The sequence below is a fragment of the Acinetobacter higginsii genome, from assembly GCF_000369525.1.
Taxonomy (GTDB): domain Bacteria; phylum Pseudomonadota; class Gammaproteobacteria; order Pseudomonadales; family Moraxellaceae; genus Acinetobacter; species Acinetobacter higginsii.
Genome location: NZ_KB850071.1, coordinates 281,081 through 293,800, shown reverse-complemented (window position 1 = coordinate 293,800; position 12,720 = coordinate 281,081). Strand labels below are relative to the sequence as shown.

Sequence of the window (12,720 nt, the reverse complement as noted above, 5' to 3'; positions counted from 1 at the left end):
AAAGCATGTCGGAACATGCCGCTATAACACGCCAGCGATAAAAAGACTTCCATTCAACAGATGCGACCCTAATTTAACTTGATTGAATAAGAAAGTTTGTTTGCTTGGCTCAATGGTTAAACCTGGGCAGGCTGTTGAGGTATTACCACAAAAGTATTGTTCTCCATCTTCCGTAATGAATTTTAAACTGAAATTGCCCTGCATTTCTTCAATGAGCTCGAGTGTAAGTAGCTGATGTTGTTGTACAAAGCTAAGTTGGTAAATCTTTTGTTCATTTCTAGCTTCAGCTAATAACTCAGAGTTGGCAGGAATGAGCTTTGCATCTTGATGATTTATACTTAGATGAGCGTAATTTTTTGGGATAACAAGATTGATATTTAATGATTTAGTTTGCCCAGACTTGGCTTGAAGCAAAATATTCTTGGCACGAATCACAATCTTTTTATCATCTTCGTGCCAAAGGTTTTGGGGGGCTGGGGACTTAAGTTGATAAAGCTGATCGTGAGTCGTGATTTGTACCAGTGGCTGAGAGGATATGTTGTCTTGTTGAAAAGTGAAATCAACCCATTGATCTTGATGTTTTAAGCTGAATTGATAAGAAATCGGGTCATGAAGAACAGAGTGCTGAGAAACGGCACTATTCATACGAATCAGCTGATAGGGTTGTTCATCGAAAATAAATTGTCCTTGTATGGGAAGTTGAGGGAAACGCTTAGATTTTAAAACAGGCCAGTGTGAAGGGACCTTAAATTGTAATTGACCAGAGAGTTGTACGCTTTGTTGTTCTGAATGCTCAAGCTGGTAACGAATAGGCGTATTGTGAAATTGAAGGTTTAAGTTTTGCTGTGATGTTTGCAGATCAATTTGATAGCTTCCAATAGCTTTCTCTGAAGTAGAGGTCGTATAAACAGACCAAGGGACGTGGTCTTGTTGAGCGTCGAGCCGTTGAAAAATGGCAACATTTGAGTCTAAATTTAGATCAATCCAACCGGTAATATTTTTATTTTTGAGTTCAAAAGAGATGCTCGAGATAGGATCATTGCCTTTGGCAATCATATCAAACCAAAGTTGATCGGGAACTAAGTCTACCTGTTCTTGTAATTGATTACCTGAAATTGTGATGAAATAAGGGCTTGTATGCGAGCTTTTGATTAAGGTTGTGAATATTATAAGGCTGATTAGAATGAGTGATATAACGAATAGCCATAGCGTAATTTTCTTCATTGTATTCGGTTTGATTTTTATTGGATGATCGATTTTCTATAATTTGAATTAAAATAACAAGATGGCTTGATATTCAAGCAATAAAAAAGGTCTTTGCGTGAGGCAAAGACCTTTTTTGACTTACCAGAGAAGGTAGGTCCATAAAAATAAATATGAGCGTTAAGCAGACTTCGCCACAGCTGCAGGCGCTAACATATGACCTGTTTCTTCAAAATTGGCATGCCAAGATAAGGCTTCACGAAGAATGTGTGGGGTATGGCCGCCACGTTCGCATGCACGGTCAAAGTAATCGTTAAGTGCACCTTGATAAAGTGGATGTACACAGTTGTCGATAATGACACGGGCACGCTCACGTGGTGCTAAGCCGCGAAGATCAGCCAAACCAACTTCTGTTACCAAGATGTCGACATCATGTTCATTGTGATCGACATGGCTGACCATTGGTACGATCGATGAAATATCACCACCTTTGGCAATGGATTTAGTCACGAAGATCGCTAAGTGTGCATTACGCGCAAAGTCACCTGAACCACCGATACCGTTCATCATCTTGGTACCGCAAACGTGGGTTGAGTTCACGTTACCGTAAATATCAAACTCAAGCGCCGTATTGATGCCGATAATCCCTAAACGACGCACGATCTCTGGATGGTTAGAAATCTCTTGAGGACGAAGTATTAATTTGTCTTTGTAGTGTTCAAGATTGCCAAATACACGCTCGCCACATTGTGCTGATAAGGTAATTGAGCTACCGGAAGCAAACTTCATTTTGCCTGCATCAATTAGTTCAAACGTACAGTCTTGAAGTACTTCTGAATACATGACTAAATCTTCGAAATTCGAATCTTTCAGTCCGGTTAAAACCGCATTGGCGATTGAACCAATACCTGCCTGTAATGGACCTAAGTTTTTCGCCAAACGACCTGCAGCCACTTCCTGTTCAAAGAATTTGATCAAGTGGTTGGCAATGCCTTGAGTCTCAGCATCAGGCGGAGTCACAGTTGATGGTGAATCTGCTGTGTCATTGAATACGATCCCCACGATTTTTGCTGGATCGATTGGAATCGCTGTTGAACCAATGCGGTCATCCACTTGCGTTAAAGGCAATGGTGTACGGGTAGGGCGATAGGTCGGGATATAAATATCGTGTAGGCCTTCGAAATTTTCGCTGAGCGAGGTATTAATTTCGACAATTACTTTTTCTGCAAAAATCGCAAAACTTGCTGAGTTACCGACAGACGTGGTTGGCACGATATGACCATCTTCGGTAATGGCAACCGCTTCGATCACCGCAACATCAGGACGTTTTAGTTGCTGGTTACGCATTTGTTCAACGGTTTCAGACAAATGTTGGTCGATAAACATCACTTCGCCATTGTTGATGGCACGACGTAAGGTATTGTCGACTTGGAATGGCATACGACGGGCAAGGACACCTGCTTCCGTCAATTGTTTGTCTAAGTCATTGCCGAGACTCGCGCCTGTAATTAATGTGATTTTTAACGGATTTTTTTTGGCTTGTTCAACCAATGCTTGTGGGACTGCTTTCGCTTCACCAGCACGGGTAAAACCGCTCATACCAACCGTCATATCATTTTTAATAAACTGAGCTGCCTGCTCTGCACTCATCACTTTGTCATGCAGTGCTGCAAGACGAATACGACTTAAAGACATCATCCATTCTCAATATTGCTTTTCATTGGATATGGAGTTTAGCGCTAAAACATGAAAAGTGAATTGAAATAAGGCTAAGGTCTAATACAGCTGCATACGCTTTATTCATCTGCTTTCCAGTTGCTTATTTTCTGTGTGATATTTGCTTGAATTTATACAGGAAAGGAACATTAGGGAAGGACAGTTTTTGGGCTTGAATCAGTGTAAAACCGAACGAAAGCAATCAATCCAGCATCAATTGGGCTGAAGACTTTAGTCGAAGAGTCCTGCATAGATGATAAGAGGATGCTGATTGATCTCTTTAAAAATGCCCTGTTAGGGTTTGCTTTATTTTGTCGATGGCATTGTTTTGCGGTTCGTCATTTGATGCTGGAGGAATGGGGAGGGAAATTACGACTTCCAAGCCACCTTGCTCACGGTTGCGAATGTTAATCTGCCCTTGATGGATATCGACAATACGTTTCACAATTGCTAAGCCTAAACCACTGCCTTGAATCGTTCTTGCCGAATTACCACGAACAAAAGGTTGCATTAACTCTTCCACTTGATCAGGTGGAATGCCATCACCATGGTCGGCAACCGTAATCATAATATGATCATCGACATGGCTAGCAGACAGTTCAATCGGTTCTGCACCATAACGTTTGGCATTATTAATTAAATTGGCAATTAGGCGTTTTAAAGACAAGCTTCGTGCTGGAATGATGGGCAACTCTTGCGCTTCAAAACGAATGTCCAGCGGTTTGAATTGGACCACCAGTTCTTGCAACAGCGTATTCAGGTTGGTTTCTGTCAGTTCTTCATCAGAGCCATCCCGCATATAGGAAATAAACTGATTGAGAATCGCGTCCATGTCATCTACATCGTAGATCAGACCTTCACGGAAGAACTCATCAGGGAGCATTTCTGCGGTTAAACGAATACGCGTCAATGGTGTGCGCAAATCGTGGGAGATACCCGCCAACATAATCTGACGATCACGTTCAGTTTGTTCAAGCGTATACACCATATGGTTAAAAGCTTGGTTCACTTGACGGATTTCGAGTGGCCCATGATTGGTGTCGAGATAAGGCGCCTTGCCAGTTTTACTATAGTTGTTGGCTGTATTTTGTAAGCGACGCAAAGGTCGGTTCATTTGCCGAACCAAAATTAAGATAATGATGGATGATACAATTGGAACACCAAACAACCAGCCGGCAATCAGTTCAACACTATAGTTGGTATAGGTTTTTAAAGGTTCTCTAACCCAGTTCCCGTTCATCTCTGGCGTTTGAATCCAGATGCGTGGAATCGGTTTAAATTTAAAATAAACCGTGACGTTTTCTACACCTAACTCTTTAGCCAGTTTGGACTCAATTTGATTGGTAAACAGTTCCGCTAAGAATTTATCTTCAACTCGAGGAAATTCGTTTGGGTCAGTTACATATTCGATGCCAATACGATTCTTTAACCAGGTATCGACATCAACTTCACTCTCGCGATGTAAAATTCGAATATCTGGATTATTGACCAATTCTAATTCAATCGCGAGGTAGCGGGCATGTTGCTGTAATTCAGGAAGATAAAGTGTTCGCCAAAAGAACCACAAGGACATAAACAGACTGAAAAATACCATGAACAACACGAGAATGGTGGTGCGCATGGCTGCGGAACGCGGTTTAATTTTATCTAAAAAACGTTCCCATTTGGTTCGTGGTCTTTCGGAATAAGCCGCGAAATCCGTAAATTCTTGTGGATCGATTGGTTCAAGTTTCAACGTTTAATTTCCTAAGCTTATTCAGCACCATCTGGAACAAAAACGTAGCCCACACCCCATACGGTTTGAATATAACGTGCACGAGCAGGGTTATCTTCAATTAAACGACGTAGACGAGAGACTTGGACATCAATCGAGCGTTCCATTGCACCCCATTCACGACCACGCGCCAAGTTCATCAGCTTGTCGCGTGTCAGTGGTTCACGTGGATGTTGAACCAATGCTTTTAGAACTGCAAACTCACCCGTTGTGAGCGTTACGACTTGACCTTCACGAGTTAAGGTACGAGTCGATAAATCCAAAGACCATGGACCAAAGCTGACCACTTCAACTTGTTGACTTGGTGCACCAGGAACTTCACGTACTTGACGACGTAATACTGCACGGATACGTGCCAGTAATTCATTCGGGTTAAATGGTTTTGGTAAATAATCATCTGCGCCCGCTTCAAGACCCGCAATACGGTCAGAGTCACTACCACGTGCTGTTAGCATAATAATCGGTGTATCGATATTTGATTGGCGTAAACGACGACAGATGCTTAAACCATCTTCTACAGGAAGCATAAAATCGAGCACGATAAGCGAGAACAATTCACGTTGCAGTAAACGGTCCATTTGAGTTGCATCATGGGCAGTTTTTACCACAAAGCCTTTGTCTTCTAAAAAGCGTTGTAACAGCGTACGCAAGCGCACATCGTCATCGACCACTAAGATGCGTTCGACCCGGTCTGTCTCATGGTGTACAGTTTCCGTCGATTCGGCAGGTACAACTAAACTCATGATGTGCTCCTTTATCGTTTATTGTCATCGTCTTTATGCAATGCGATTGTGAAATATCAATAGACCTTTGAGTATACGATTCATTGCACAGTTTTGGCTATGTTATAAAGCAACAAATATTGCCAATAAAATCAAGAGATAGATACCAAATATATACAGGCAAAATGATGACAATCAATCTATTTTTCAATATTTAGGCGAAAAAATCTTGGTATTTTAGAAACATTCAGCGATTTGCATAAACTACTTGCACAATATTCAAAAAAACAATGGTGGATTTTATAGCCATGAACTTTATAATCAGTGCTTTTAGACTTAACCCTTGTGGAATCAATCACGATGACTGACTTAGTTCAGCAGTTGGCAAATGAACTTGCCGTACGTCCAAACCAAGTAGAAGCTGCTATTCGTTTAATTGATGAAGGTGCTAGCGTTCCTTTTATTGCACGTTACCGTAAAGAAGTCACGCAAGGCTTAGACGATACGCAATTACGTCAACTCGATACACGTTTAACTTATTTACGTGATTTATTTGAGCGTCGTGAGAAGGTGATCCAATCTTTACAAGAACAAGATAAATTAAGCGATGATTTATTGGCGCGTGTAAATGCAGCTGAGACTAAAAATGCATTAGAAGAAATTTACGCACCGTATCGTCCGAAACGTACCAGTAAATCATTTAAAGCAAAAGAAGCAGGCCTTGGCGCTATTGCTGAAAAAATTATTGCAGAACAAGTTGATCCAACTGAAGCATTGGCTGGTTTTAGTCATGAAGACTACCCAGATGCAGAAAGCCAACTTGATGCGATTCAGCATATCTTGATTGATGACTGGGCACAAAATATTGCATTAACCACTGAATTAAAACAAACTTTTGCTAAAACCGCAGTATTGAAAAGTGCGGTAGCTTCTGAAGAGAAAAAAGAAGTTGGCAAAAAATTCCGTGATTATTTCGAGTTCTCTGAAAACTTTAATAAAGTCCCTTCACATCGTTTATTGGCGATGTTACGTGGTCGTCAAGAAAATGTCTTGGGTTTAAAAGTTGATGGTGAAGATGATGCACCATTGGCTCGTATTGAAACTGAATACAATCTTGAACAGATTCAACCACAAACGCGTCAAGATTATTTAAAGCAAACAGCTAAACTGTTTTGGTTAGGTAAGATTCGTCCACAAATCGAACATTCCTTATTAACCGATAAACGTTTGGCTGCTGAAGCTGAAGCAATGGATGTATTTGCTGAAAACTTACGTCATTTATTACTTTCAGCACCTGCTGGTGGCCGTACGACTTTGGGTGTTGACCCTGGTATTCGTACGGGTGTGAAGCTTGCAGTGGTCAGTAATGCAGGTGATGTTCTTGCGCATAGCACCATTTACCCATTTGCACCGAAAGAAGACAAAGAGGGTTCTATTGCGGAACTTGCTCGTTTATGTCGAGAGTTCCACGTGGAACTTATTGCGATTGGTAATGGTACCGCAAGCCGTGAAACTGAAGCTGTGGTTGCGGAAATGATGGCGGCCAATACTGATCTGCAACTGACACGTATCACTGTAAGTGAAGCGGGTGCTTCTGTTTACTCTGCAAGTGAATTGGCTTCACAAGAATTACCTGAGCTTGATGTTTCGATTCGTGGTGCGGTGTCAATTGCACGTCGTTTACAAGATCCATTGGCTGAGTTGGTAAAAATTGACCCTAAATCGATTGGTGTAGGTCAATATCAACATGATGTGAACCAAGCTGGTTTGGCAAAAACCTTGGATGCTGTGGTTGAAGACTGTGTGAATGCTGTAGGCGTGGATGTGAATACCGCTTCTCCAGCGATTCTGGCTTATATTGCTGGCTTAAATAAAGCCATTGCGCAACAAATTGTTGAATACCGTAAAGAAAATGGTCGTTTTGATAACCGTCAAGCTTTGAAAAAAGTGCCACGTTTGGGCGAACGTACCTTTGAACAATCTGCAGGTTTCTTACGTGTTCAAGATGGTTCTGAACCATTGGATGCGTCTGCAGTTCACCCTGAAAGCTACGGCTTGGTGGAAAGAATAGTTGCGGCAAAAGCAACCACGGTTAAAGACATTATCGGGAATACCGAAATTATTCGCCAAGTCAAAGCCGATGAATTTGTAGATGACAAATTTGGTTTACCGACTATTCAGGATGTTTTGGCTGAATTGGAAAAACCAGGTCGTGATCCACGTCCAGAATTCCGTACTGCGAAATTCCGTGAAGACATTACCGAAGTTGCGCAATTGACTGAAGGCATGCAACTTGAAGGTGTAGTCACCAATGTGACCAACTTCGGTGCCTTTGTGGATGTGGGTGTACACCAAGATGGTCTCGTGCATATTTCTGAACTTGCCAATGAGTTTGTTTCTGATCCGCATAAAGTCGTGAAACCAGGTCAAATTGTGCAAGTACGTGTGATGCAAGTGGACGTGGAACGTAATCGTGTTAACTTGAGTATGCGTGCTGAAGGTTCTGCACCAGCGAAAGCACCACGTCAGCAACGTCCGCAACAAGATCGTACTGAACGTTCAGATCGTAAACCACAAGGCCAACGTCCTCCGCGTAAAGAGGGTGACTTTAAGCGTCCGCAAAATAATAACAAGCCAAAAACTGAAAAACCACAAGAGCAAAAAATTGGTGGTTTAGGTGCTTTGTTATTACAAGCCGGGATTAAAGGTTCTAAGTAATTGATCAAATAAATAAAAGCCTCTTCGGAGGCTTTTATTTTGAGTATGGGGGTTCTAATTTTTGTATGTCAGTGACGGCAATAACCATAAAAAACGAAGGATTAAACAATGAAAAAAATACTGTTTGTATTGGCGATTTCGGGTATGAGCTTTGCTACGCTGGCGAAAGTCCCTTATAGCGCAACCGCTGACTGTCGCTTTGATTATGATGATTTTGACTTTTGTTCCAAGCGCAATATTGCTCAATATAAAGCTGCATTGGCAAAACAGTCGCCCAACTATGATGCTACAAAAATTTTGCTCAATGTCGGATCGATTCGCGAAATTCGTTATGTGGTGATTGATACACAAAAGGGTGTGGTGTTTCCATTACGTGATGCAGTTTTAGGCTTTAAAGATAAGAAAGGTGGATTAAACGGTCAACCTGCCTTGATTCAATTTTCGCTTAAACAGCCGCATTTGTGTATTCAGGGCAGTGTCTATGCCTATCGAGATGCCTATGATAATGTCAAAGTCTGTTATCGCATGGAAAAGGACTCAGGGCTCAAATATGGTCAAGAGATGAGACGAGTTGATCTTCCAGCATCATTAAACTAATTCTTATTTGAATTACCTGCTACGGGCGATTTATGGATGCTCAAGTGGTGCTTTTAACTGGAGCAGCTGTTGTTCTCTTAATTCGAGCTGTGCGATGTTTTTCTCATTTGATGCTATTTTTAATGCTTGGATATCTAGCAGAATCTCATCAAGTAACTGTTGATATTGTTGCTGGTTGAGTATTTGAGCAGTGAGCAATATACCATCCGTTTTGGCAAGATAATTTAAACTAATTTTTCGTAATAGATTTAATGCAAAAGGAGGGCAGAGTAAGGCATCTAATAATAGCTGTATGATTTTAAGCCAGGAAAGCTGGAGTTTCCCTCTTTTTACAATCACAAACAAGATTGAAATAAGATTCAAACTATAAATAACGACTAAGCTGATCGCAACGGCAAGATAGCCTGCTTTAAATGCAATCAAACAGGGTAAAACCGCTATGGTGAGCACGAATATTAAAATATTGACCCATTGCAGAGGTTTTAATGTTTGGCTGATATTTTTGAGGTGGACAATATCATGGGTATGAACAACGGGTTCAGGATCTTCGATCTTCCATGCACATTTAAAAAGGAGTTGATGTGATAAAAATAGGTTTGGGATGAACAAATATTTATGAAAGACATTGAACTGTCTTGAAATTAATTGTGATTTAAATGTAGATCCTAACCCTTTGTGAATATTAAACTCATTATAGAAATAGAGATAAGCCGAGTCATAGATATAGAACCCGACGATCCCAATGATGATCAATAGATCGAAAGATATCGACATTTATGATTTATTTTTATTAAATAGGGAGCGCAGCCATCCACCTACGGCAATCGCACCTACAGCAATGAATTTCCATGCGGCTGCAAAGAATGCTGCAATCGCAGCCCAAAAGCCTTTTTTGGTCGCAACGACTGCTGCACCACCTGCAATTAATGCAGCTAGGCCGTATTCAGCCACTTTATCGCCTTCACGGTATTCTGCGTATTTCTCACCAAAATTATAATCAAAACCCTTTAAGCTAGTTTTAAAGGCATTAATATTCTGAGTTAAATGTTCTTCGTCAGAAACCAATGTTGCACTGGTTACGCCGGTACGGCCTAAAATACGAATGGTGTAGTTAATGGCTTCACTATTCTCTTCATCACGAATTTTTAGTGCCCACTCTAAACGTTTGGTTTGATTGTCATAATGTGGTGGTACGGCCCAGCCAACGGTATACAGTTTGGGATAGCCTAAACGCGCGCGTTCTTCATTAGAAGGTTCATCAGACGCCTTGAGTTGTTTTAATAAGGCATCGGCATCAATTGTCTCATCATCTTTGACATAACCTGATGGATCAAAATCAAAGGTCGCCCACCATGAATCATCTGGAGCGACTAAAATATTGGTCGTGCCTGTGGTTAAATTTCCCGTGAGTTCTAGGAATTTATCGGCATTCTTTGGATCTAGAAATCCTTCATCTTTGAGGGTATTCAACGTTGCCACATTGGCGACATTTTCTTTTTTCGGGCCTAAATGCCAATCTAATGTTGCCATCGGGTTTTCTGTAGCATTTTGAGCTATCGTATTATTTGTCGCAGTCTCTTCTGTTGATGCCGATGCATGCACATAACTCGGGATCGTGGTGGCCCCGAATACAGAAAGACTCAAGGCAATTGCATAACTTAAAGGGATTAATTTTTTAGGGTGCAAGGGATTTAACATATCGCTCTCTCAAATTTTTTGCTTTTGGTTTTATTACAATTTATTGCATAAATTATGCGCGGAGTTTAAAAGATTTCAAATAAAAATTAAATATGTTGAGATGATTATCTTTTTTAATTTCTTAGTCTCAGATTATATAAAATCGATTCCTTATTTTAATGAACCAATTTAATTTTTTAAATAAAATTTGATCCATTCGTTTTTATTTAATGGCTTAGACCGCGCTTGAATTTGAACAAAAAGCAATTTTGTTCTATACATCTATCTGAATCACGTTAATCTGACCAGATGCAAAAAATTCAAAGGAGGTCTTGATGTCACGTAGACCTCGTGAGCAAGTCGATTATTTACACCTAGCAGAACTGGGTGGTCTGGAAATGCTGAAAGCTAGTTACTATCAGCAGGAATTCTCACGACATGTTCATGAAGGATTTTGCATTGGTGTGATTGAGGAAGGGGCGCAGCGCTTCTATCGTACTGGCGGTAACCATGTTGCACCGCAAGGCGATATTATTCTGGTCAATGCCGATGAAGTACATACGGGTTCTGCTGCGGTCGAAACGGGGTGGCGTTATCGTGCCATCTATCCAACCCCTGAAGTGTTCCATGAATTGACTCGTGATCTGACCAGCGTGCATGGTACAGCGCCGTGGTTTAGAGAGGCCGTATTGCATGATGAAGGATTGGCGCAGCAATTCCGTCTGTTATTCGATTTATTGGAACAACCGCATAATACTTTATTAAAACAGACCTTGTTTCTTTCGACCATTGCCTGGTTGGTATCGAAATATAGTCAGGTGAAACCGCAAATTACTGATCTGAGTAATGCCAAGCAACGTATCCTCAATATCAAAGAGCTGATGGCAACTATGCCTGAGCAAGAATTTTCATTGGCCGAACTTGCAGCAATGGCCAATTTCAGCCAATGGCATTTTTTACGTCAATTTAAAAAACATGTCGGACTATCACCGCATGCGTGGTTGGTGCAGGCACGGTTGCAGAAATCTCAAAAACTGCTAAGACAAGGACTTAATTTATCTGAGGTTTCACAACAATGTGGTTTTTCGGATCAGAGTCATTTCAGTCGGCATTTTCGACAGACTTTTGGGATTACCCCTGGTGGTTATATTTCTTACCTCAAATAAAACAGCAATTTTATACAATTCTCTCTTATCAATTTTTGGCATAGTCATAAGGTCTTTTATGAACAATTGTGATTTTGATGTTAAGTGAAAGCATAACCGATGATACGCCAATGACGGTATCACGGGCATTTCTCAATGGGGTGATAAAAATCCTGCCGCTGTGTTTTGCGGTATTACCATGGGGCTTATTGGCGGGCTCGATGGCGATTCAGGCAGGGCTAAGTACTGCACAAGCGATTGGCATGTCGGCTTTAGTCTTTGCAGGCGCAGCGCAGTTGATGACCTTAGGTTTAGTAATGGCAGGAACGCCAGCCTTGACCATCATCATTTCAGTATTTCTGATTACCACACAGCATTATCTATATGCGCTGTATCTGCGTGAAGACATTTCCAAACAGCCTTTAAAACACCGCTTGCTATTGGGCTTTTTGCTGACTGATGAATTGTTTGCGGTGAGTATTAAAAAGCAACAACACTATATTTATTATTTATTGGGTGCAGGAAGCTGCTTTTATCTGTGTTGGGTCCTGTTTAGTATTTGTGGGGTGCTGCTTGCCTCATCTGTGCCGAATCTTGATCAATATCACTTAGACTTTTCGATTGTTGCGACCTTTATCGCCATTGTGATTCCGTTTATTAAGAACATAAATACCTTGGTCGGTGTGTTGGTATCGGTGCTGTTAACCTTGGTTTTTCTAAGTCTAGGGATTAAAAGTGCCGCGATCTTGGCAGGGGTAATCGGGATGCTAACCGCGACGTGTTTACAGAATTTACGGGAGCGTGTGGCATGACTTGGTTCCTTTTGATTATTCTGGCTGTGGTGGTGTTTATGAACCGCTATATTTTGCTGGAACCGAATATTCCGTTGCGCTTACCAAAATGGTTTCAACAATCTTTACAGTATTCTGCACCGTGTTTATTAACTGCGATTGCAACGCCGATTGTGTTTATGGATGAACATGGCGCATTTCGTTCGACTTTATTGAATCCGTATTTTTTGGCTACGATTTTAACCGTCATCATTGCCTATAAGGTGAAACATACCTTATTGACCATTATTCTGAGTTTGGCTTGTTTCTATGCTTTGGTGTTTTTCTTACCTTAGCGGGTTTGGGCATTGCGGTTGAATGCCCAAACCACTATCAAT

At 41.1% G+C, this 12,720-nt stretch carries 11 protein-coding genes; 5 read left to right on the top strand and 6 right to left on the bottom strand.

All coding sequences use genetic code 11. The features are described from left to right. Positions 1-21: 21 nt before the first annotated feature. The 4 genes from F902_RS04560 to ompR all read right to left on the bottom strand — a co-directional run bounded on the left by F902_RS04560 (position 22) and on the right by ompR (position 5,436). Positions 22-1,224: a hypothetical protein gene (locus F902_RS04560; protein ID WP_005201403.1), complete on the bottom strand. Its 1,203-nt coding sequence runs from the start codon at positions 1,222-1,224 to the stop codon at positions 22-24. A gap of 159 nt (positions 1,225-1,383) precedes the next feature. Next, positions 1,384-2,898 carry an acetyl-CoA hydrolase/transferase family protein gene (locus F902_RS04555; protein ID WP_005201401.1) on the bottom strand — a complete coding sequence of 505 codons (1,515 nt, stop codon included), beginning with the start codon at positions 2,896-2,898 and terminating at the stop codon, positions 1,384-1,386. A gap of 301 nt (positions 2,899-3,199) precedes the next feature. Further along, positions 3,200-4,654, bottom strand: a complete 1,455-nt coding sequence (locus F902_RS04550) for an ATP-binding protein (RefSeq protein ID WP_005201399.1) — start codon at positions 4,652-4,654, stop codon at positions 3,200-3,202. Positions 4,655-4,671: 17 nt separating this feature from the next. Next, positions 4,672-5,436: an osmolarity response regulator transcription factor OmpR gene (gene ompR / locus F902_RS04545; RefSeq protein WP_004657337.1), complete on the bottom strand. Its 765-nt coding sequence runs from the start codon at positions 5,434-5,436 to the stop codon at positions 4,672-4,674. A 339-nt stretch (positions 5,437-5,775) separates the two neighbouring features. Here ompR and F902_RS04540 point away from each other — a divergent pair, with 339 nt between their 5' ends. Together F902_RS04540 and F902_RS04535 are read left to right on the top strand one after the other, a co-directional pair. Next, positions 5,776-8,133 (top strand): Tex family protein, encoded by a 2,358-nt coding sequence (locus F902_RS04540; RefSeq protein WP_005201397.1) that lies wholly within the window; start codon positions 5,776-5,778, stop codon positions 8,131-8,133. 108 nt (positions 8,134-8,241) lie between these two features. Then, positions 8,242-8,730 (top strand): hypothetical protein, encoded by a 489-nt coding sequence (locus F902_RS04535; RefSeq protein ID WP_005201395.1) that lies wholly within the window; start codon positions 8,242-8,244, stop codon positions 8,728-8,730. A 30-nt stretch (positions 8,731-8,760) separates the two neighbouring features. On the opposite strand, the gene F902_RS04530 is transcribed toward F902_RS04535, so the two are convergent. Next, positions 8,761-9,504, bottom strand: coding sequence for a hypothetical protein (locus F902_RS04530; RefSeq protein WP_005201393.1), 744 nt, complete (start codon positions 9,502-9,504; stop codon positions 8,761-8,763). Then, positions 9,505-10,428 (bottom strand): DUF2167 domain-containing protein, encoded by a 924-nt coding sequence (locus F902_RS04525; protein WP_005201390.1) that lies wholly within the window; start codon positions 10,426-10,428, stop codon positions 9,505-9,507. A gap of 314 nt (positions 10,429-10,742) precedes the next feature. On the opposite strand from F902_RS04525, the gene F902_RS04520 reads away from it, so the two are divergent. From F902_RS04520 to F902_RS04510, 3 genes are all read left to right on the top strand, one after another. Continuing rightward, positions 10,743-11,573: an AraC family transcriptional regulator gene (locus tag F902_RS04520; protein WP_005201388.1), complete on the top strand. Its 831-nt coding sequence runs from the start codon at positions 10,743-10,745 to the stop codon at positions 11,571-11,573. Between the two features lie 77 nt (positions 11,574-11,650). After that, a complete protein-coding gene (locus tag F902_RS04515; RefSeq protein ID WP_005201386.1) occupies positions 11,651-12,364 on the top strand; it encodes an AzlC family ABC transporter permease in 714 nt (237 codons plus the stop codon). Then, a complete protein-coding gene (locus F902_RS04510) occupies positions 12,361-12,678 on the top strand; it encodes an AzlD domain-containing protein (RefSeq protein ID WP_005201385.1) in 318 nt (105 codons plus the stop codon). Before F902_RS04515 ends, F902_RS04510 begins: the two co-directional genes overlap by 4 nt. The last annotated feature ends 42 nt before the right edge of the window (positions 12,679-12,720 follow it).